The 19,836-nt window shown below is 73.0% G+C and carries 22 protein-coding genes and 2 tRNA genes; 13 read left to right on the top strand and 11 right to left on the bottom strand.

The window, feature by feature from the left end; translation table 11 throughout:
- Positions 1 to 353: 353 nt before the first annotated feature.
- Together ABFT23_RS21520 and tyrS are read right to left on the bottom strand one after the other, a co-directional pair.
- Complete coding sequence (locus ABFT23_RS21520) at positions 354 to 1,403, bottom strand: alpha-hydroxy-acid oxidizing protein (RefSeq protein ID WP_347898970.1); 1,050 nt, start codon at positions 1,401 to 1,403, stop codon at positions 354 to 356.
- On the bottom strand, positions 1,400 to 2,680 hold the full coding sequence (tyrS, locus tag ABFT23_RS21515; RefSeq protein ID WP_347898968.1) for a tyrosine--tRNA ligase: 1,281 nt from the start codon (positions 2,678 to 2,680) through the stop codon (positions 1,400 to 1,402). Before tyrS ends, ABFT23_RS21520 begins: the two co-directional genes overlap by 4 nt.
- 142 nt (positions 2,681 to 2,822) lie before the next feature.
- On the opposite strand from tyrS, the gene ABFT23_RS21510 reads away from it, so the two are divergent.
- Genes ABFT23_RS21510 through ABFT23_RS21500 form a run of 3 tightly spaced genes read left to right on the top strand, consistent with a single transcriptional unit; the run spans position 2,823 to position 5,130 of the window.
- Positions 2,823 to 4,277, top strand: a complete 1,455-nt coding sequence (locus tag ABFT23_RS21510; RefSeq protein ID WP_347898966.1) for a serine/threonine-protein kinase — start codon at positions 2,823 to 2,825, stop codon at positions 4,275 to 4,277.
- Between the two features lie 2 nt (positions 4,278 to 4,279).
- A complete protein-coding gene (locus tag ABFT23_RS21505; RefSeq protein WP_347898964.1) occupies positions 4,280 to 4,657 on the top strand; it encodes an Hpt domain-containing protein in 378 nt (125 codons plus the stop codon).
- Positions 4,658 to 4,692: 35 nt separating this feature from the next.
- Positions 4,693 to 5,130, top strand: coding sequence for a ribonuclease H family protein (locus tag ABFT23_RS21500; RefSeq protein ID WP_347898962.1), 438 nt, complete (start codon positions 4,693 to 4,695; stop codon positions 5,128 to 5,130).
- Positions 5,131 to 5,151: 21 nt separating this feature from the next.
- On the opposite strand, the gene ABFT23_RS21495 is transcribed toward ABFT23_RS21500, so the two are convergent.
- Positions 5,152 to 5,850: a TVP38/TMEM64 family protein gene (locus tag ABFT23_RS21495; protein ID WP_347898961.1), complete on the bottom strand. Its 699-nt coding sequence runs from the start codon at positions 5,848 to 5,850 to the stop codon at positions 5,152 to 5,154.
- Between the two features lie 58 nt (positions 5,851 to 5,908).
- Positions 5,909 to 6,742, bottom strand: coding sequence for a COG4705 family protein (locus tag ABFT23_RS21490; protein ID WP_347898959.1), 834 nt, complete (start codon positions 6,740 to 6,742; stop codon positions 5,909 to 5,911).
- A 60-nt stretch (positions 6,743 to 6,802) separates the two neighbouring features.
- Between ABFT23_RS21490 and ABFT23_RS21485 the strand changes: the two genes are divergently transcribed.
- The 6 genes from ABFT23_RS21485 to ABFT23_RS21460 all read left to right on the top strand — a co-directional run bounded on the left by ABFT23_RS21485 (position 6,803) and on the right by ABFT23_RS21460 (position 10,889).
- On the top strand, positions 6,803 to 7,486 hold the full coding sequence (locus ABFT23_RS21485; protein ID WP_347898958.1) for a response regulator transcription factor: 684 nt from the start codon (positions 6,803 to 6,805) through the stop codon (positions 7,484 to 7,486).
- Positions 7,483 to 8,862 carry a sensor histidine kinase gene (locus ABFT23_RS21480; protein ID WP_347898957.1) on the top strand — a complete coding sequence of 460 codons (1,380 nt, stop codon included), beginning with the start codon at positions 7,483 to 7,485 and terminating at the stop codon, positions 8,860 to 8,862. The genes ABFT23_RS21485 and ABFT23_RS21480 overlap by 4 nt, the downstream gene beginning before the upstream one ends.
- A gap of 57 nt (positions 8,863 to 8,919) precedes the next feature.
- The gene (locus ABFT23_RS21475; RefSeq protein ID WP_347898955.1) at positions 8,920 to 9,699 is read left to right on the top strand and encodes a DedA family protein; all 780 of its coding nucleotides are present in this window, start codon (positions 8,920 to 8,922) and stop codon (positions 9,697 to 9,699) included.
- 67 nt (positions 9,700 to 9,766) lie between these two features.
- The gene (locus ABFT23_RS21470) at positions 9,767 to 10,276 is read left to right on the top strand and encodes a DUF2231 domain-containing protein (protein WP_347898953.1); all 510 of its coding nucleotides are present in this window, start codon (positions 9,767 to 9,769) and stop codon (positions 10,274 to 10,276) included.
- Positions 10,277 to 10,398: 122 nt separating this feature from the next.
- Positions 10,399 to 10,575 carry a hypothetical protein gene (locus ABFT23_RS21465; RefSeq protein WP_347898951.1) on the top strand — a complete coding sequence of 59 codons (177 nt, stop codon included), beginning with the start codon at positions 10,399 to 10,401 and terminating at the stop codon, positions 10,573 to 10,575.
- 92 nt (positions 10,576 to 10,667) lie between these two features.
- A complete protein-coding gene (locus ABFT23_RS21460) occupies positions 10,668 to 10,889 on the top strand; it encodes a hypothetical protein (RefSeq protein WP_347898949.1) in 222 nt (73 codons plus the stop codon).
- Positions 10,890 to 10,905: 16 nt separating this feature from the next.
- Here ABFT23_RS21460 and ABFT23_RS21455 read toward each other — a convergent pair.
- Together ABFT23_RS21455 and ABFT23_RS21450 are read right to left on the bottom strand one after the other, a co-directional pair.
- A tRNA-Ile gene (locus tag ABFT23_RS21455) sits at positions 10,906 to 10,982 on the bottom strand.
- 84 nt (positions 10,983 to 11,066) lie between these two features.
- Positions 11,067 to 11,729 (bottom strand): potassium channel family protein, encoded by a 663-nt coding sequence (locus tag ABFT23_RS21450; protein ID WP_347898947.1) that lies wholly within the window; start codon positions 11,727 to 11,729, stop codon positions 11,067 to 11,069.
- 81 nt (positions 11,730 to 11,810) lie between these two features.
- On the opposite strand from ABFT23_RS21450, the gene ABFT23_RS21445 reads away from it, so the two are divergent.
- Both ABFT23_RS21445 and ABFT23_RS21440 read left to right on the top strand, forming a co-directional pair.
- On the top strand, positions 11,811 to 13,085 hold the full coding sequence (locus tag ABFT23_RS21445; protein WP_347898945.1) for an aminotransferase class I/II-fold pyridoxal phosphate-dependent enzyme: 1,275 nt from the start codon (positions 11,811 to 11,813) through the stop codon (positions 13,083 to 13,085).
- 58 nt (positions 13,086 to 13,143) lie between these two features.
- Positions 13,144 to 13,959 (top strand): DUF72 domain-containing protein, encoded by an 816-nt coding sequence (locus ABFT23_RS21440; protein WP_347898942.1) that lies wholly within the window; start codon positions 13,144 to 13,146, stop codon positions 13,957 to 13,959.
- 7 nt (positions 13,960 to 13,966) lie between these two features.
- On the opposite strand, the gene ABFT23_RS21435 is transcribed toward ABFT23_RS21440, so the two are convergent.
- Positions 13,967 to 15,592, bottom strand: a complete 1,626-nt coding sequence (locus ABFT23_RS21435; RefSeq protein WP_347898940.1) for an LCP family protein — start codon at positions 15,590 to 15,592, stop codon at positions 13,967 to 13,969.
- A gap of 119 nt (positions 15,593 to 15,711) precedes the next feature.
- Positions 15,712 to 15,942 carry a DUF3099 domain-containing protein gene (locus tag ABFT23_RS21430; RefSeq protein ID WP_347898938.1) on the bottom strand — a complete coding sequence of 77 codons (231 nt, stop codon included), beginning with the start codon at positions 15,940 to 15,942 and terminating at the stop codon, positions 15,712 to 15,714.
- A gap of 31 nt (positions 15,943 to 15,973) precedes the next feature.
- Between ABFT23_RS21430 and ABFT23_RS21425 the strand changes: the two genes are divergently transcribed.
- On the top strand, positions 15,974 to 16,411 hold the full coding sequence (locus ABFT23_RS21425; protein WP_347898936.1) for a VOC family protein: 438 nt from the start codon (positions 15,974 to 15,976) through the stop codon (positions 16,409 to 16,411).
- Positions 16,412 to 16,523: 112 nt separating this feature from the next.
- Complete coding sequence (locus tag ABFT23_RS21420; RefSeq protein ID WP_347898934.1) at positions 16,524 to 17,273, top strand: ZIP family metal transporter; 750 nt, start codon at positions 16,524 to 16,526, stop codon at positions 17,271 to 17,273.
- Between the two features lie 62 nt (positions 17,274 to 17,335).
- On the opposite strand, the gene ABFT23_RS21415 is transcribed toward ABFT23_RS21420, so the two are convergent.
- From ABFT23_RS21415 to dnaG, 3 genes are all read right to left on the bottom strand, one after another.
- A tRNA-Asn gene (locus ABFT23_RS21415) sits at positions 17,336 to 17,408 on the bottom strand.
- 75 nt (positions 17,409 to 17,483) lie between these two features.
- Positions 17,484 to 17,981 (bottom strand): hypothetical protein, encoded by a 498-nt coding sequence (locus tag ABFT23_RS21410; RefSeq protein WP_347898932.1) that lies wholly within the window; start codon positions 17,979 to 17,981, stop codon positions 17,484 to 17,486.
- The gene (gene dnaG, locus ABFT23_RS21405; RefSeq protein WP_347898930.1) at positions 17,978 to 19,834 is read right to left on the bottom strand and encodes a DNA primase; all 1,857 of its coding nucleotides are present in this window, start codon (positions 19,832 to 19,834) and stop codon (positions 17,978 to 17,980) included. Before dnaG ends, ABFT23_RS21410 begins: the two co-directional genes overlap by 4 nt.
- Between the last annotated feature and the right edge of the window lie 2 nt (positions 19,835 to 19,836).

The raw sequence follows: 19,836 nt of genomic DNA, 5'->3' as shown, positions 1-19,836 counted from the left end.
AAACGATCACTAGCTATCGCCAGAATCATTGTCGAAAAAACTTTACCCATCAAAGAAACAGACAGGCATACAAACTAATCCGTCGACTATGACACACTGTTGAGTTCTCAAACATCAGGCGCTCATCTGAATCTCCCTCTCGGGGATCTTGAGATGACTACTGAAGTGGTGGGGCACGCTCCGATGAGCAGTGCCACCGTTCGGTCTACCCGGGGCCGAGAGCCCGACCAGACCGGCCTTGCTCCCCGCCGCTCCCTGGCGACATCGAGAACATTAGAGGACTTCGGCGTGAACGCACAAATCGAAACGACGTGACCCGGGCCACAGACGCTGGTTCGAGGCGTTTGCGCAGGTCAGAGTGGTTTTTCGTGTGTGGCCAGTCCGCGCAGCTCGCGTGTCGAGCGTGCGCCGGCAAGCCGCAGTGCGTCGCTGACCTGGTCCGAGATCTCGCCGAGGAGGCGCGCAACGCCGGCGTGCCCGTCGGTGAGTGCGTAGAGCGGCGGGCGGCCCAGGAAGGTGCACCTCGCGCCCAGCGCGAAGGCGGTGACGACGTCGAGGCCAGAGCGGAGCCCTCCGTCGACGTACACCTCGACCCGGTCGGCCACCGCTGCGACGACGTCGGGCAGCACCGCCGCCGTGGACGACGTCCGGTCGAGCTGGCGGCCCCCGTGGTTCGACACCCACACCGCGGCCGCGCCGGCCTCGACGGCGACGAGGGCGTCGTCGGGACGCAGCACTCCCTTCACGACGACGGGCAGGCCCGTCGTCCGGCGCAACCACTCGAGGTCGTGGACCCCGAGGTCGAGCGCCTTCTCGGAGCCGGGTGCCCGGTCGTAGCCGGCGTCGAAGTTGACCCGGAGGAGGCCCGGGTCGACGACGTCCCAGATCACCGGCCCGTCGCCGGTGGGGTACTTGGTCCCCACCACCGGGGTGTCGACCGTGAGGACGACGGCGTCGGCCCCGGCGGCGACGGCGCGGGCCAGCAGCGGCTCGGCGAGGGACCGGTCGGCGGGCAGGTAGGACTGCACCCACCACCGCACGCCGGTCTCGCCGATCGCGGCGAACGGCGTGCCGGCGTTGCTCGAGACGACCATCAGGCCGCCGGCCTCGGCGGCGGCCCGGGCCACGGCGAGCTCACCGTCGGGGTGCACGGCGCGCTGCAGGGTGGTCGGCGCGACGCCCACCGGGAGCGCCAGTCGGCGTCCGAGCACGGAGACCGAGACGTCGACCGTGGTCACGTCGCGCAGCACGTGGGGCTGGAGCCGGTAGCGACGCCACGCCTCGACCGCGCGGGCCGCCGTGTCGCCGTCGCGGGCCCCCTGGACGACGTACTCGAACACCGGCGCGGGCAGTCGCTCGCGTGCCTGGTCCTCGAGGGCGGCCACCCAGAGGGCGTCGGTCATGACGACGCGGCCCCGGTGACGGCGATGGCGTCGAACTTCTTCTTCCCGCGTCGCAGCAGCAGCCACTTGTCGTGCAGCAGCAGGTCGCGCGTGAGCGGCTCGTCGGGGTCCTCGATGCGCCGGTTGTTGGCGTAGGCACCGCCCTCCTTCACCGTGCGGACCGCCTCGCTGCGTGACGAGCAGAGCCTGAGGGCGAGCAGCTGCGACATCGTCCACTCCCCCATCTCCACCTCGTGGGCGAGATCGGAGTCACCGAGGACGGCGTCGAGCACCCGGGCGGGCAGGGCCGCGAGGTCACCCCCGCCGAACAGCGCACCCGCCGCGGCCTTGGCGTGCTCGGTCTCCTCGGCACCGTGGACGAACGTGGTGACGGCGTCGGCGAGCGTCTTCTGCGCCTCGCGCAGGAACGGCTTCTCGGCGTGCCGCGCCTCGAGCGCCTCGATCTCGGCTCGTGGCAGGAACGTGAAGATGCGCAGCAGCTCGCCGACCTTCTCGTCCTCGACGTTCAGCCAGAACTGGTGGAACGCGTACGGCGACATCATCGCCGGGTCGAGCCACAGGGCGCCGCCCTCGGTCTTGCCGTACTTGGTGCCGTCGGCCTTGGTGACCAGCGGTGTCGCGAACGCGTGGACGGCGTCGCCGGTCGCACGCCGGATCAGCTCGGCGCCGCCGGTGATGTTGCCCCACTGGTCGGACCCGCCGAACTGGAGGTCGACGCCGTGGCGGCGGTGCAGCTCGAGGAAGTCCATCGACTGCAGCAGGACGTAGCTGAACTCGGTGTAGCTGATGCCCGACTCGAGCCGGCGCTTGACGGTCTCGCGGGCCAACATGCGGTTGACCGGGAAGTGCTTGCCGACGTCGCGCAGGAAGTCGATGACCGACAGTCCGTCGGTCCAGTCGAGGTTGTTGACCATCGTGGCGGCGTTGTCGCCGTCGAAGGACAGGAACGGCTCGATCTGGGCGCGGATGCGCCCGACCCACTCCTGCACGGTCTCGGCGGAGTTGAGGGTGCGCTCGCCCGAGTCACGCGGGTCGCCGATCATGCCGGTGGCGCCGCCGACGAGCAGGTACGGCGTGTGGCCGGCGTCCTGGAGCCGGCGGGCCGTGGTGACCTGCACCAGGTTGCCCATGTGCAGGCTGGCCGCGGTGGGGTCGAAGCCCACGTAGAACGAGACGCTGCGCGACGTCAGGGCCTCGCGCAGGGCCTCGAGGTCGGTGGTGTGGGCCAGCAGCCCACGCCACTGGAGGTCGTCGAGGAGGTCGGGGTCGACGGACACGTGAGGGCCTTCCAGGTCAGCGTGCGAGCAGGTCAAGCCTGCCCGACGGGCATCGAGGCGGTGCCGTTGCCCCTGTCACGTTAGGTTTTGCCCGGCGGCACGGACACGCGTCGGGCCCGGACGGAACGAGGAAGGCGACCAGGTGATCGGCGACAGGTACTCGCTCGACCGCGAGATCGGTCGAGGTGGCATGGGCTCGGTGTGGCTCGGCCGCGACGAGGTCCTCGGCCGGGCTGTCGCCCTCAAGCGGGTGGGGGTCCCGCCCGGGGCGTCGAGCCCCGACCTGATGCGGGCCGAGCGCGAGGCGCGCATCGCCGCCAGCCTCAACCACCCGCACATCGTCGGCGTCTTCGACCTCGTCGACGACACCGACCACCAGTACCTGGTCATGGAGTACGTCGAGGGCACCACGCTGGCCGACATGGTGCGCGAGCGCGGCGCGCTCCCCCAGCGCGAGGCCGCGCGACTCCTCGCCCAGGTCGCCTCGGCCCTCACCGCCGCCCACGCCAACGGCGTCGTCCACCGCGACGTGAAGCCGTCGAACATCCTGGTCCGCACCGACGGCGAGGTGAAGCTCTCCGACTTCGGCATCGCCCGCAGCGAGGCCGACTCCTCGCTCACCCAGACCGGCCTCGTCACCGGCTCACCGGCCTACCTGTCCCCCGAGGTCGCCTCGGGCAAGCTGGCCACCCCAGCCAGTGACGTGTGGTCGCTCGGCGCGACGCTGTTCCACGCCATCACCGGCCGCCCGCCGTACGACGTCGGCGACAACGTGCTCGGCGCGCTCTACCAGATCGTCAACGAGCCGCCGCCGCGCCTCGACGACGCCGGCGAGCTCGAGCCCGTGCTGCTGGCCACGATGGCCCACGACCCCGGTCGCCGGTGGGCGGTCCACGACGTCGAGCGGGTGCTCGAGCTGGTCGCGATGTCGGACGACGCCGCCGCGCCGGCCCGGCGTCACGAGGGCACCCAGCAGCTGCGCGCCGTCCCCCCGCCGCCCGCGCACCCCGAGCCGGCGCGCACCGAGCTGCTGGCCGCGCCGCCCCCGGTCGAACCCCCCGTCGTCCCGCCCCCGGTCGCCGAGGCGCCCGCTCCGCCGCCGCGCGGGCGCCGGCTCGGCGTCCTGCCGGTGCTGGTCACCCTGCTCGTCGTGGCCCTCGTCGGGGCGATCATCTACCTCGCCACGCTCGACGACCCGCAGGACAACGTCGACGAGGTCGGCCCGCCGCCGTCCACGTCGCCGTCCACGTCGAGCAGCGAGCCGTCCTCCTCCGCGCCGTCGACCCCCGCACCGGCGACGGCCGAGCAGATGAACGCCTTCATCCGCGACTACGTGGTCACCGCGAGCAACGACCCGCGGGCCGGCTTCGAGCTGCTCACCCCCGCGTTCCAGGTCGAGAGCAACGGCTTCGGCGGCTACCGCGGCTTCTGGGGCGACGTCAGCAACGCGCGCGTGCTCGACGTCCAGTCCGACCCCGACACCCTGCAGGTCACCTACACCTACGCCTTCGACAAGGGCGGCCGGCCCGACGAGGACACCGTCCAGCTGCAGCTGGTGCAGGACGGCGACCAGCTGCTCATCGACGGGGAGGCCTGAGGGTGCTCGGCCCGACCCCGCCGATCGACGGCGTCGACGTCGAGCGGCTCGACACGCTCCGCGACCTCGATCCCGGCGACACCAGCTACCTCGACCGCGCGATCGCCAACTTCCAGGTCAACTCCGCCGACGCCGTCGCGGCCGTGCACGCCGCGATCGCCGCGGGCGACGTCGACACGCTCAGGGCCCGCGCGCACAAGATCGCCGGCAGTGCGCTCAACCTCGGCCTCCCGCGCGCCGGGGAGGCCGCGCGCGCCGTCGAGCTCGCCGCCGACACCGGCTCGGTCGACCCGGCCGTGGCGCTGGTGCCCGAGCTCGAGGCCGCGATGGCCGAGGGACGCCGGCTGCTGCTGACCTACCGCTCGACCTACGCCGGATGAGCCCGGCCCGCCAGCGCCGGCCACGCCCGCCGGCCATGCCCGTTCCGCCCGGTGCCCGCGAGGTGTTCACCGACGGTGCCTGCCGCGGCAACCCCGGCCCCGGCGGCTGGGCCTGGGCGTTGTCGCCGTCGGAGCACGAGTCGGGACGGGCCGCAGCCACGACGAACCAGCGCATGGAGGTGCAGGCCACCCTCGAGGCCGTCACGGCGCTGTCCGGGCCGTTGCTCGTGGTGAGCGACTCGACCTACGTCGTCAACTGCTTCCGCGACGGGTGGTGGAAGGGCTGGCTGGCGCGCGGGTGGACCAACACCGCCCGGCAGCCGGTCGCCAACCGCGACCTGTGGGAGCCGCTCGTCGAGCGGGTCGTCGAGCGGGGCGACGTCGCGTTCGCCTGGGTGAAGGGTCACTCGGGCCACCCGATGAACGACCTGGTCGACCGGCTCGCGGTCGAGGCCAGCCGCCGCGACGCCTGACCCCCGACCCGGCTAGCCCGCCTAGCCCGGCTGGCCCGCCTGCCCGGCGCGGGCGCGGCGTCGTCCGACCCACCAGCGTCGGGCGATCTCGGCACCGGCGATCGAGACCAGGATCCACACGACCACCCCCGCGACCGCCAACGGCGAGGTCGGGTCGTCGAGCGAGTCGCCGATGGCGGTGTAGGCGAACGCCCGGGGCGCGGCCCCGATGAGCGTGCCGAGCACGACCTGCCAGCCCCGGGCGCCGAGGGCCCCGAAGGCGTAGGTGGCCGGGGCGTCGGGCACGCCCGGCAGCAGGCGCTGGGCGACGACGGCGAACAGGCCGCGGCGTTCGAGGAGGTCCTCGGTCGCGGCCGCGCGCTCGGGCCCGAGCACCGAGCGGGCGCCGTCGAGGCCGGCGGCGCGGCCGAGGCGCTGGGCGATGATCGCCGTCCCGGACGCCGACGCGAGGGTGACCACGGTGCCGAGCACGACACCGAACAGCACCCCGCTCGCGGCCGCGAGCACCGGACCGGGCACCAGCACGGCCGCGAGCAGGGCCGCCACCACCACGAACACGAGCGGGGCCAGGGGGCCGAGCCCGTCGACGGCGTCCTGCACCTCGGCGGTGCTGACGACGTCGCCGAAGGTGAACACGACCCCGGCGGCGGCCAGCGCGACGACGAGGACGACGAGCCGCAGGCGGGGCCAGCGCCCCAGCACGGGCTCGGACGTCGTCACCGGCGGATCGTAGCCACCCACCCGCAGGTCCGGCCCCGGGACGTCGATGCGTCCGGGCTCACCTCGTGCCTGGCTCGTCGACCGCGCCGGGCGCGTCGACCCGGGTGACGGTCAGGTAGGCGACGACGGCGAGGATGGCGACGAGGAACAGGCCGCTCGTCAGCGCGGTGCCCAGGCCGAGGCCCTGCTCGGCCCGGCTCGAGGCCAGCCAGTCGCCGATGTTGGCGCCCAGGGGCCGCGTCAGGACGTAGGCGGCCCAGAACGCCAGCACGGGGTTGAGGCCGAGCCGCCAGGCCGCCGCGACCGCGACGATCAACCCGGCCGGCAGCAGCACGGCGGTACCCGGCGCCCAGCCGGTGAGCTCGAGGGTCCCATCACCGACCGCGGTGCCGAGGGCGAACGTGACGAGCACGGCCAGCCAGTAGAACGCCTCGCGCGGGGTGGTGGTGATGCTGTGGATCGACAGGGTCCGCTCGCGCGCCCACCAGGCGCCGAAGACCACGGCGAGCAGGGCGGCGAAGACGGCGGTGCTCACGGCCAGCGGGACCCCTCTCTCGTCCGTGAGGATGTCGGTGTAGAGCGTGCCGGTGATCGAGAGCACCACGACGGTCAGCCAGTAGGCCGCGGGCCGATAGCTGCGCAAGCCCATCTGGACGGCTAGCACGACGGCCGTGACCGCGGTGAACACCAGCGCGGTGGCGACGAGGCCGACGCCGAGCCGCGCATCGACCCAGTCGGCGAAGCTCTCGCCTACCGTGGTGCACAGGACCTTGACGAGCCAGAACCAGACGGTCACCTCGGGGACCTTGCTCAGCAGGTGCCGGGCCCGGGCTGGGCTGCGGTGGGTCGAGCCGGACGTTGAGGTCGGGGAAGGAAGCGGTGTGGAGGTCATGCGGCGACGATCGGGCCCGGTTCCTGTACGCCGCCTGAGCGCGACCGCCGGGACGTCCTCGTGCTGACGGTCGGCGTGTGCGAGGACCACGACACGATCCGCGGGGTCCTCGTCCGCGAGCTCCGCGGGGCCGGCCACGAGGTGGTCGCGGCCCACGACGGCGGGGAGGCGCTGCGTCGGTTCGGCCCCGAGAGCGACGTCCAGGTGGTCGTGATGGACATCGGGCTGCCCGACTCCGACGGCCGCGACGTCGTCCAGGCGCTGCGCACGGCCGGACAGCGGGCGCCCGTGCTGTTCCTGACCGCGCTCGGCCAGGTCTCCGACAAGCTGCAGGCCTTCGCGGTCGGCGCCGACGACTACGTGGTCAAGCCCTTCGAGATGCCCGAAGTCCTCGCCCGGGTCTCAGCGCTCGCGGCCCGCGGCGGCGTCGTGGGTCCGCGCGTCGGCACCCTGGTGCTCGACCCCGTCGCCCACGCAGCGCGGTGCGGGTCGGCCGAGGTGCTCCTCACCCCGACCGAGTTCCGCATGCTCGCCGCGATCGTCGCCCGGCCCGGCGACGTCGTCCGCCGGCGCGCGGTGGTCGCGGCCGCGTGGCCCGACGGCTCGATCGTCAACGAGAACACCATCGACACCTACGTGCGGCGGTTGCGCACCAAGCTGTCCTCGATCGGGGCGCCCGAGCGGATCGAGACCGTCCGTGGCGTCGGGTTCCGCGCCGTCGGGACGGACGGCGCCACATCGTGACGACGTCGCGTCGTGCCCGCACGTCCGGTCCGGGTTCGCCGTCCGACCTGCCCGAGGTCCCCGACGTCTCCGAGGTCGCGGCCACGAGGAAGCGAGTGACCGCGTTCGCCGCCGTGGTCTCCACCCTGGTGGGAATCGCCCTCGTCGTGGTGGTGCAGGTCGTGCTCGAGACGACCACCTCCGACAGCGTCGGCGAGGTGCTGAGGGTCCGGGCCGACCAGGCCGTATCCGCCCTGCAGCCGACCGGCACGGGCGCCCCGGCACCGACCGCGGCCTCGGGGGCGGTCGTGGTGTACGACGCAGCCGGTGCCGTCGTGTCGGGCACGCCCCCCGCGGGGCTCGCGACGGTGTACGCCGAGCTCTCGCGCGTGCAGGCTGCGACCGACCGCGGGGTCGATGACGCCTACGTGGTCCGGGCCCAGCCCTACGTCACGGCCGCCGGCTCGAGCGGGGTGGTGGTCGTCAGCGAGCCCACGGGCGCCTACGAGCGCATCGAGTCCGGTGCGTTGTGGGCCTCGATCGCGGCGGCGGTCGTCATCGCGCTGCTCTCCACCGCCGTGGCCGCGTGGGCCGGACGACGGGCTCTGGCCCCGGTGGCGGTGATGGCGGCGACGGCGCGCGAGTGGGGGGCGCACGACCTGGATCGCCGGTTCGACCTCGGCCCGCCGACCAACGAGCTGCGGGCCCTGGGTCGCACCCTCGACGACCTGCTGGCACGGGTGCAGTCGGTGATCCTGGCCGAGCAGCGGTTGACCGCCGAGCTGGCGCACGAGCTGCGGACGCCGCTGACCGCCGTCTCGGCGACGGCGAGCGCGCTGTCCTCCGACCCCGAGCTCGGCGACGACGCGCGGGCCGACCTCGCCGCGATCCAGCAGGCGTGCCGTGAGATGGCCGCGACGGTGACCGGGTTGCTCGACCTCGCCCGTTCGGGCGCAAGCACGTGGACCGGCTCTGTGGACGCCACCGCACCCGACCTGGGCACGCTGCTGGACGAGCTCGTCCGCCGCCATCCTGCGAGGTCCCGGATCACGGTCACGACCGTCGACCAGGTCGTGGCGACCGCCCCCGCGGCGTTGATGGACCGCATCGTGTCGCCACTGCTCGACAACGCCCTGCGATGGGGCGAGCGGGTCGCCGTCCGCGTGTCGCGCGATGGCGACCTCGCCCTGGTCGTCGTGACCGACGACGGGCCCGGGTTCGGCGTCACGGAGGTCGAGGACGCCTTCGCGCCCGGGTGGAGCGGCGACGGTGGCTCGGGCCTGGGGCTGGCCCTCGCACTCCGGGTGGCCCGCACGACCGGCGGCGACGTCCGCGCCCGCACGGGGGTCGACGGCGGGGGCGGCGTCGTGGAGGTGACCCTGCCGGCGGTCCGGTGAGGCGGCCAACCGCACGCAGTCAGGTGGCATTCAGGTGAGCCGCACCATCGTGGCGGCGTGACCGCGATCCTCACCCCGCTCCTGGCCTCCCTCGGGCCCTGGTGGGCCGTCGCCCTGCTCGTCGCGGTGGTCTTCGCCGAGACGGGACTGATGGTCTTCGTGCTGCCCGGCGACTCGCTGCTCTTCGCTGCCGGTCTCCTGGTCGGCGCCGGCCGCCTGTCGGCTCCCCTCGTCGTGGTCATCGGCGCGTGCACCGTGGCCGCCGTGGCCGGCGACCAGGTCGGCTTCCGGGTCGGACGCCGCTGGGGCCCGCAGCTCGCCCAGCACCCGTCCGACACCCCGGTCGACCCGGGCGACCCGGGCGCCTCGCTGACGCACCGACTCGGCCGCCCGCTGCGGTGGCTCTGGTCGCCGCGCCACCTCGAGGCAGCCCGGTCGTTCTTCGACCGGCACGGACCCACCGCGGTCGTCTCGGCACGGTTCGTGCCCCTCGTGCGCACCTTCACACCCGCGGTCGCCGGTGCCTCGGGCATGCCGGCGTCCCGCTTCGGCGTCTACAACGTCGTCGGCGGGCTGGGTTGGAGCGCCGCGATGGTGGTCGCCGGCCGTCTGCTCGGCGGGGTCCCGCTTGTCGCCCACCACGTCGAGCTCGTCACCGTCGGCATCGTCGTGGCCTCGCTCGCCCCCGCGGCCCTCGGCTGGACCCGGCGGACGCGGGGCGGACCGCCCCGGTCCGCGACCGCGACCTCGATCCCGACCGAGCCGGCATCGCTGGCGTCGTCGACGGCGCACCCCTCCCGACGGGCCACCGGCGACGGGGGTGGCCCCGACTGGTGAGTCGCGACAGCATGACCTCCCCCGGACGTCGTCCGGGCCAACCCACCTCTCCGACCCTGGAGTCCTCGTGTTCGACCTGATCAACGGACTGCCCGTACACCCGCTCGTGGTGCACGCCGTCGTCGTCCTCCTCCCGCTCGCCGTGCTCGGCACCATCGCCATCGCGCTCGTCCCTCGTTGGCGCACCCGCTACGGCCACCTCGTCGTCGCGTGTGCGGCGGTCGCGACCGTCCTCGTCCCGGTCGCCACCTCGAGCGGCGAGGCCCTCGAGAAGCGCGTCGGTGACCCGGGCGAGCACGCCGAGCTGGGCGACCAGCTCATCTGGTTCGCGCTCCCGTTGCTCGTGCTCGTGCTCGCGCTCGTCGTCCTCGCGAGGCGGGCGGAGAAGAGCTCGCCGACGGGCGGCTCGACGGAGGAGCCCAGCCCGACCCCGGCAGGTGGACGGGGTCTCGTCACCGCCCTGGCCGTGCTCGCCGCGCTCGCCGCGGTCGCCACGGGCGTGCAGGTCTACCGCGTCGGCGACTCCGGTGCGCGGGCCGTGTGGGGCGACCAGGTCTCGAGTGCCCCTGCCCGCTGACGCGGTCGACGTCCGGGCCGACCCCTCCGACGTCACTGGCGCCCGCGGCCGCGGTGGCGCACCATGGAGCCTGTGAGGGCCGGCGAAGGCGGCGACGACACCGCGCCACGCGGCCAACTGGCGTGCGCCCCGTGGTGGGGGCCGCGCTCGCGGCGCTCATGGCCACCTACGCCGTCGACCTCGACACGGCCTGGGCCGCGCTGATGCAGATGTCGGAGACGGAGGGCGGCCTGTACCGGGCCGCACGCACGGTGCTGCGCCCGCCCGACGCCGGCGACGACCACGAGGCGGGGGCCTGACCGGCAGGTCGGCCAGCGCTATGCGTGCCCGACCTCACATCGGCGATGGCGCGGAACAGCCGTAACGCCTCGCGGTGAGGGCCGTTCCCCGCGTGTCCCCCACCATCTCGCAGACCCAGGCAGCCCAGATCGCGCAACGACTGCACTACCGCGGGCGGCCGCAGTTCCGCTTCCGGGCTGACGGGACGGTCGTGGGCAACGACATCAACCTCGTGGAGTGGGACGCGCTGGGCATCGAGATCTGGGAGTGCACGTCGGTGCAGGGCGAGCTCAGTGTCAGCCGACTGACGCAGCTCGAGGTCGAACCGGCCTGATCCCGCGGGCCGTGCGTGGTAGGGCGGGTGGGGCTCGAACCCACGACCCAAGGATTATGAGTCCTCTGCTCTGACCGACTGAGCTACCGCCCCTGAGCGCGTGCCCCGCGCTCGGCGGACACACCGCCGCGGTCGGGGTCATCCGCGTGGTGAGCGTACCGGTCGTCGGTGCCCGGTCTACGGCTGGTCGCTCGTCGCGCCGGACCTCGCGTCGTCGCGAGACGCCTCGGCCGCGGTGACGAACCAGGTCGCGATGGACGCCGTCACCGACCCGACGACGGCGATGCCGACGGCCATCAGCACGACCGCGACGACGCGACCGGTCGTCGTCACCGGGTACAGGTCGCCGTAGCCCACGGTCGTCACCGTCACCGCCGCCCACCACAGCGCGTCGCCGAAGCTGGTGATGAGGGCGTCGGGACGGTCCTGCTCGGCGTCCAGGACGGCGAGGGCGCCGAGCCCGACCGCGACGACGGCCGCGCCGACCACGGACGCCGTGACCCGGCCCGCGAGGGTGCCCGCGAATCCACGGTTGAGCATGCGGGCGAGCGCGAGGAGCCGCAGCAGTCGCAACGGCCGCAGCATCGGCAGCGCGACGAGGGCGACGTCGTACCAGTGCGTCAGCGCGTAGTGCCGTCGCGCCTCCGCGAGCCGGACCCGGACGGCGAAGTCGAGGGCGAACGCCGCCCAGACCGTCCACGACACCACGGTCAGCACGTCGTCGGCGGTGCGGTCGATGCCGGGGTCGAGGATCGGCCAGGCGTAGGCGACCAGGAACGCCAGGGCCAGCAGGATCAACGGGATCTCGGTACGGGACTCCCACCGTTGCACGCGTGACATGCCGACATCCTCGGGGCGGCGGCGTCCCACGTCACGACGGCGACTTCGGACGACGGGGCGCGATCCGGCAGGATCGGAGGCATGCCAACGCTCCAGGACCTCGACGCCGACGCCCTCGCCTCGTTCCGTGCCGCGAAGGAGGAGGAGTTCGCCGCGCTGAAGGCGCGCGGCCTCAAGCTCGACCTCACGCGTGGCAAGCCGTCGAGCGCCCAGCTCGACCTGTCCGACGCGCTGCTGACGCTGCCGACGACGACGAAGGACCGCAGCGGCGCCGACGTGCGCAACTACGGCGGCCTCGAGGGCCTGCCCGAGCTCCGCGAGATCTTCGCCGAGCTGCTGTGGGTCGAGACCGACCAGGTCGTGTGCGGCGGCAACTCGAGCCTGACCCTCATGCACCAGGTGCTCACCAGCCTGCTCCTGCACGGCGGCCCCGGCAGCGAGCGGCCCTGGAAGGACGAGCCCGCGCTGAAGTTCGTCTGCCCGGTGCCCGGCTACGACCGGCACTTCTCGATGCTGGCCGACCTCGGCATCGAGATGGTCACGGTGGACATGTTCGACGACGGCCCCGACGTCGACGCCGTCGCCGCGCTCGTCAAGGACGACCCGGCGGTCAAGGGCATCTGGATCGTGCCGACCTACGCCAACCCGTCGGGTGCGGTCGTCTCGGCCGAGGTGGCCGCCGCGCTGATGGCGATGCCCACAGCCGCGCCGGACTTCCGGATCATGTGGGACAACGCCTACGCCTTCCACCACCTCACCGAGGACGAGGCCAAGTCGGCCGACGCGCTGAGCCTCGCGGCGGCGTCCGGCCACCCCGACCGGCCGATCATGTTCGCCTCGACGTCGAAGATCACCTTCGCCGGCGCCGGCGTCTCCGTGGTCGCGGCTTCGGCGGCCAACAAGGCCTGGTACCTCAAGCACCTGGCCATGGCCTCGATCGGCCCCGACAAGATCAACCACCTGCGCCACGTCGAGTTCTTCGGCTCGGCCGACGGCGTGCGCGCCCACATGCGCAAGCACCGCGACATCATCGCGCCGAAGTTCGACGCCGTCGACGTCGCGCTCGGCACGGCCCTCGACGGCCTCGACGTCGCCGAGTGGACCAAGCCGACCGGTGGTTACTTCGTCAACCTCGACGTGCTCGACGGCACCGCGACCCGCGTCGTCGCGCTGGCCAAGGACGCCGGCATCGCGCTCACGCCGGCAGGCGCGTCGTTCCCGCACGGCCACGACCCGCGCGACCGCAACATCCGTCTCGCGCCGACGTTCCCGGTGCTGGAGGAGGTCGAGACGGCGATGGCCGGCGTGGCGACCTGCGTGGCGCTGGCGGCGGCCGAGAAGCTCAGCGGCGCCTGACCGACCACCCGCCCGTCGGGGTGCGTCCGGGTCGTCCGGGCGCACCTACGGTCGCTGGATGGGACGGATCCGCGTCGGCATCTCGGGCTGGAGCTACCCGCACTGGCGCGGCGACTTCTACCCGACGGGGCTGCGCCAGCGCGACGAGCTGGCCTACGCCGGCGAGCGGTTCGGCACGATCGAGGTCAACGGGTCGTTCTACTCGCTGCAGCGGCCGTCGTCCTACGCGACCTGGCGCGCCGCGGTGCCGGACGACGTACCGCTCGCCGTCAAGGGTGGCCGGTTCGTCACGCACCTGAAGAAGCTGCGGGACGTCGAGACGCCGCTGGCCAACTTCTTCGCCTCGGGCGTGCTCGCGCTCGGCGAGCAGCTGGGTCCGGTGCTGTGGCAGCTGCCGGAAACCCTGGCCTTCGACCGCGACCGGATGGCGACGTTCTTCGACCTGCTCCCCCGAAGCCACCGCGACGTCGCCGCGCTCGCGGCACGGCACGACGACAAGCTCGCCGACGACCGCGCGCTCATCACCACCGACCTCGATCGGCCTGTCCAGCACGTGCTGGAGTTCCGCCACCGCAGCTTCTGCGAGCAGGACGCGCTCGACCTGCTGCGCGAGCACGACGTCGGGTGCGTGGTCGCCGACACCGCAGGGCGGTGGCCGCAGGCCGAGGCCGTCACCAGCGACGTCGTCTACGTGCGCCTGCACGGCGACCGTGAGCTCTACCGGAGCGGCTACACGCCGTCGGCGCTCGACCGCTGGGCCGAGAAGTGCCGGGCCTGGGCCGCGGCGGGCGACGTCTACGTCTACTTCGACAACGACGGCGAGGGCCACGCCCCCCGCGACGCGCTGGCGCTGCAGACGCGACTGGAGCGCTGAGGCGGTCTCAGCCGGCGGCGTCGGTCGTGACGTCGTCGGGGTCGGGGTCGGGGTCGGTGGACTCGACCGGGTCGTCCTCGCCGGTCGAGTCGCTGGTGTCGTAGGTCGACGGGTCGACCGGGTCGTAGGCGCACTCGACCTCGGGGTTCTCGGCGCTGGCGACCTTCGGCTTGCCCGGCTTCGGCGGCGGCGGGTAGAGGGCGTTCTGCACCGCGGCCTGCATCCACTCGAAGTCGGGGTTGCTCGACGAGAAGTTCTCCGAGGGGCGGAAGACGACCGAGCGGGTCTTGCCGTCCTTGACCCGCAGCATCAGCTGCACGAAGTCGCGCGCGATCTTGCGCGGCACGTCGGTGTAGACGATCTCCTTGCCGGCCTTGACGATGTCGATGTAACGCGTCAGGAGCGTGGTCGGGTCGGCGGCGTCGATGATCGCGTTGATGGTGCAGCGCTGGCGGTCCATGCGCTGGTAGTCGTCGGACTTCCAGCGGCCGCGGGCGAACCAGAGGGCGTGGAAGCCGTCGAGCTCCTGGTCGGGACCGGGCTGGATGTAGCCCGTGGGCGGGATGCCGCGGTCGGTGTCGCCGTTGATCGCGACCGGCTGGTTGACGTTGACCGTGATGCCGCCGAGGGCGTCGACGACGGTCTGGAACCCCTTCAGGTTCACCAGCAGGTAGTAATCGACCGGGACGCCGAGGCTGCCCTCGACCGCCTGCTTGACGGCGTCGGCGCCCTCGTTGTCGCTGTCGCCGAGGATGCCCGGGTGCAGCACCGGCACCTGGCTGTAGATGGCGTTGAGCATGTCGAAGCCGGGGTCGCCCTGGCCGGTCTGGTAGCCGTCGGGGTAGACGTCGTGGAGCGGGGAGTCCTCGGGGAACTGCGCGTACATCATGTTGCGGGGCAGGCTGAACATCACGGTGCGACCGGTCTTGGTCTCGATGCTGGCCAGGATGACCGTGTCGGTGCGGATGCCCTCGCGGCCCTCTCCCCCGTCGCCCCCGAGCAGCAGGACGTTGACGCGGTCCTGGCCGGCCCACGGGTCCTCCGCGGTGACGCCCTCGGGCGTGGTGGCGCTCTCGACGTTCTCGGGAAGCACCTCCTCGACGCCGTCGGCGGTGACCAGGGCGTACTGCGCGGCGCGGACGACGGGGACCGCACCGACCACGACCAGCAGGGCGACGAGCGCGTTGCCGATCACGGTGTGCGAGCGGGGCCGCTCGCGCGGGCGCAGGAGCCGGTAGGAGGTGAAGACGATGAACGCCCAGACCACCAACGCGACCACGATCGCGACCGTGGCGGCGCGCACGAGTCCGGGGTTGAGCGCGAAGTCGAGGGCGTTCTCGAGGCCGCGACCGAAGTACCACACGAGGCCCCCGATCGAGCCGAGCCAGACCAGCAGCACCAGCGCGCCGAGCCAGCGTCGTCCGGCGATCAGGTACCCGGTGCCGGGCACGAACGCTCCGAGCGTCGTCAGGCCGAGCGTGCTGCCGAGGCCCTTCGCGCGGCGCCGTGTGCGCTGGGCCCGGGCACCTCCGCGCCCGCGCAGCTTGAGCTGCGGGAACCTCGAGGAGCGCTCGGCCCGTCGGGAGCCGACGGGTCGGCCGGACTCGGCGGCGTCGAGCACCTCGTCGGTCATCGGGTGTGGTCGTCCCTCGGCTCGGTGGCAGGCAGGCATCCCGGCCTCCGGCCGGCGCCTCAGGATAACCCCCGGGACCTGAGGACACCCGTTCTTCGCCGCCGTCGACCGCCGCTCGGCTACCGGTCGGGGTCGTGACGAAGGACGTCGCCGGTCGGCGGGGCCGATCGATCGAGCGAGCCGAGGTTGCCGAGGATCGCCGCGGTCGGCGGCAGCACGGCCGCGACGACGCTCATCACGACCGCGGCCGTCGTGCTCCAGAACCGCACCACGTTCCAGGCCAGCAGGATGAGCACGACGCAGGTGCCCATGAGGGCGAAGTAGGTTCTCTTGCGGGTGGAGGACTCCACCCCTCGACGCTACTCCCGCCCCGGAGCACCCATGCCGCTCGGTCGCACCATCCCGGCCCTGCCGGTCACCGCGGTGAGCAGGGCGGTCGCGACCTATGCCGACCGGCTGGGCTTCACCGTGGTGCACCTCGATCCCGACGGGTTCGCGATCGTCGTCCGCGACGGCGCCGAGATCCACCTCTGGCAGGCCGGCGACACCGGGTGGCGGCGCCGTCCGGCCGACCAGCTCGCAGCCGCCCCGGTGCGCACGGGGGCCGAGGACTTCATCGCCGGCACCGCGAGCTGCCGCATTGCGTGCGACTCCCCCGCCGAGGTCGACGCGCTGCACGCCGAGCTGGCCGCGGCCGGCGTCCTGCACCCGGCCGACCCGGGCGCGGCCGTCGATACCGACCACGGGACCCGCGAGGTCAACGCGCTCGACCTCGACGGCAACCTGCTCACCTTCTTCGCTGCCTCGACGGGGGGCTAGCCGGGGTCACCCGCGCAGGTGCAGGCAACGACGGCGGTGCAGTGCGATCGTGAGGGCGGCGCCGAGCGCGCCGAGGTCGGGCGGTGGCCCCTGAGTCGGAGCGGAGAGCCGGATGCCGTTGTGGCTGCAGGCGGGGGCGTGGGCGCTCCTGGGCGGTGGGGCCCTGCTCGCCGGCGCGCTGGTGGCCTGGTTCGTGACGGTGCCCCAGCGGGTGGTGGCCACGGTGATGGCCTTCGGGGCCGGCGTGCTCATCTCGGCCCTCGCCTTCGACCTCGTCGACGAGGCGGAGCAGACGGGGGGGCTGGGCGCGACCGTCGCCGGCTTCCTGGTCGGCGCGGTGAGCTACCTGATGGCCGACGTCGCGCTCGCGCGACGCGGCGCGGCACACCGCAAGCGCTCCCAGGACCAGCAGCCCTCGGAGGACGAGCAGCAGGGCAGCGGGGCGGCGATCGCGGTCGGCGCGCTGATGGACGGCGTCCCCGAGTCCGTCGTCCTCGGTGTGTCCCTGCTGGGCGGGGGTGGGGTCGGGGTGCCCGTGCTGGCGGCGGTCTTCATCTCCAACCTTCCCGAAGGGTTGTCGAGCGCAGCCGGCATGAAGCGGGGTGGACGCTCGGCCCGCTACGTGTTCACGGTCTGGGGCGGCATCGCGGTGCTCAGCGGCGTCGCCGGCGCGCTCGGCGCATTGCTGCTCGAGGACGCGAGCCCGGAGACGATCGCGGTGATCACCGCCTTCGCCGCCGGCGCGATCCTCACCATGATCGCCGACACCATGATCCCCGAGGCGTTCGAGCGGACCCACCTCTACGCCGGGATCGTCACCGCTCTCGGCTTCCTCACCGCGTTCGTCATCGGGCGGTGGTGAGCCGGCCCGCACAGCGCAACAGCCCCCGACCTGCGGTGCAGGTCGAGGGCTGTCGGACGGTGCTCCCCCGGTTGGACTCGAACCAACGACATCCTGATTAACAGTCAAGCGCTCTGCCAACTGAGCTACAGGGGAATGTGCGGGTCATACGTTAGCAAGCCCGACGCCGGACGCGGAATCGGGATACGCCGTCGGCGTCGGCGACCGGCGTCAGTCGATCCCGACCTCGAGGCGGGCCGCGGCGAGAGCCTCGGCCGCGGCCAGGCGGACGGCGGGATCGTCGGGGTCGACGTCGTCGTCGAACTCGTAGACCCAGGTCAGGTCGGCGGCCCGGCCGGGTGGACGACGGGCGATCACCCGGACGCCGCGGCGCCCGGCGAGCGGCACGTGCCGCTGGTAGACGACGGAGGCCGTGACCCGCTCGCGGATGAGCTGCACGAGTCGGTGCGGGCGGTCGACGTCGTCGATCACGTACGTGTGCTCGGGCCGGGTCGCGCCCCACGAGCCGACCTCGCTGAGGCGCAGGGTGCTGGTCTCGGTGTCCCAGTCGGCGGCCTCGACCTGTTCCCACGGGACGCGCTCGGGGGCGTAGAACGCGTCGCGGGTGCCGCCGATCGTGACGCCGTCGGTGGTGGTGGCCCAGGCGAGGAGCCGCTCGCCGGGGGCGACGTCGAGGTCGGGCCGCACGACGCGGCGCAGGCCCCTCACGACTCGCTCGTCATGCGGTCGCGGAGCAGTCGACGGTGCTGCTCGAGAGCGGCGAGCTCGCCGAACATCCGGTTGTACTCGCTCGCGTGCTCGACCGGGTTGGTGCGCTGCAGGCGCGACTTCACCTCGGCGATGCGGCGCGAGGTGGTCAGCTCGAGCAGCTTGAAGACGTAGAGCCTGACGTAGGCGGCGTCGGGCTCCCTCATCAGCGGCTCGACGGCGAGGGCGCTGATGACCGACGAGACGGCGGGGTCGGTGGCGGCCTCGCGCAGCCGGGCGACCCAGCCCGGGTCGTCGGCGCCGGCCACCGTGCCGCCGGCCGCGGCCACGAGCTCCCACACCGCGCGGTAGGTCGGGTGGGTGAAGTCGTTGGTGCCGATGTCGGCCGTGGTGCGCCCGATCGCGATGGGGTGCTGCAGCACCAGCTTGAGGGTCTCGCGCTCGACCGAGAAGCGCGGGTCGCGCAGGTCGGGCACCGCGTTGCGCGGCCGCTCGGCGCGGGCCGGCTCGGGGGCGGCGTCGGGACGGCGTCCGGAGGCCCGGCGCACCTCGGTGCGCGCCTCCTCGACGTCGGCGCCGACCATCGAGGCGAGCTCGCGCGCGAAGGCGTCGACCTTCGACCTGTCGCGCACGCTCGAGACGAGCTTGGCGCCGGCGCGCAGCGCGTCGACGCGACCGTCGGCGCGGTCGAGGTCGAACTGGCTGACGACGTTGTCGAGCACGAACCGGTAGAGCGGCACCCGGCGGGCGACGAGGTCGCGGACGGCGGCGTCGCCGTCGCGCAGCCGGAGGTCGCACGGGTCGAGGCCCTCGGGCTGGACGGCGACGTAGGTCTGCGAGACGAACTTGGCATCGCCCTCGAAGGCCTTGAGGGCGGCCTTCTGCCCGGCGGCGTCGCCGTCGAAGGTGAAGATCACCTCGCCGCGGAACTCGTCGTGGTCGTGGAGGAAGCGCCGCAGCACGCGCGTGTGGTCGTCGCCGAAGGCGGTGCCGCAGGAGGCGACGGCGGTGGTGATGCCGGCGAGGTGGCAGGCCATGACGTCGGTGTAGCCCTCGACGACGACGGCCTGGGAGGACTTGCCGATGGAGGTGCGGGCGAGGTCGATGCCGTAGAGCACCTGGCTCTTCTTGTAGAGCGGGGTCTCGGTGGTGTTGAGGTACTTGGCGTCGCTGCGGTCGTCGTCGTAGAGGCGCCGCGCGCCGAAGCCGATGGTCTGTCCGCCAGGCTCGCGGATGGGCCACAGGAGCCGCCCGCGGTAGCGGTCGTAGAGCGAGCGGCCCATGCGGGCGAGGTCGACGACGGTGAGCTCCTCGGAGGTGAAGCCCCGACCCCGCAGGTGTCGCACGAGCGCCTCGCCGTCGCGCGGCGCGTAGCCGATGCCGAAGTGCTCGGCCGCGGCCTGGTCGAAGCCGCGCTCGGTGAGGAACTGGCGCGCCGCGACGGCGTCGGCGCCTCCGAGCTGCTCGGCGTAGAACTCCTGCGCGGCGCGGTTGGCCTCGACGAGGCGCTGCCGCGGCGGGCCCTTGGGCCGCTCGTAGTCGCCGCCCTCCTCGCGCCGCAGCTGGACGCCGGCCTTGTCGGCCAGCCGCTCGATCGCCTCGGCGAACCCGAGGCCGTCGATCTTCATGATGAAGGTGACGACGTCGCCGCCCTCCTGACAGCCGAAGCAGTGGAAGAACCCGCGCTGGGTGTTGACGTTGAACGACGGCGTCTTCTCGTCGTGGAAGGGGCACAGGCCCTTCATCGACCCGCCGCCGGCGTTGCGGAGCGTGACGTACTCGCCGATCACGTCGTCGATGCGGACCTTCTCGCGAGTCGCTGCGATGTCCTCCTCGCGGATCCGGCCTGCCACGC

The sequence above is a fragment of the Nocardioides secundeburneus genome (genome assembly GCF_039939255.1).
GTDB lineage: Bacteria > Actinomycetota > Actinomycetes > Propionibacteriales > Nocardioidaceae > Nocardioides.
Note: the sequence above shows the minus strand (reverse complement) of the source record. Positions and strands in the feature narration are given on the sequence as shown.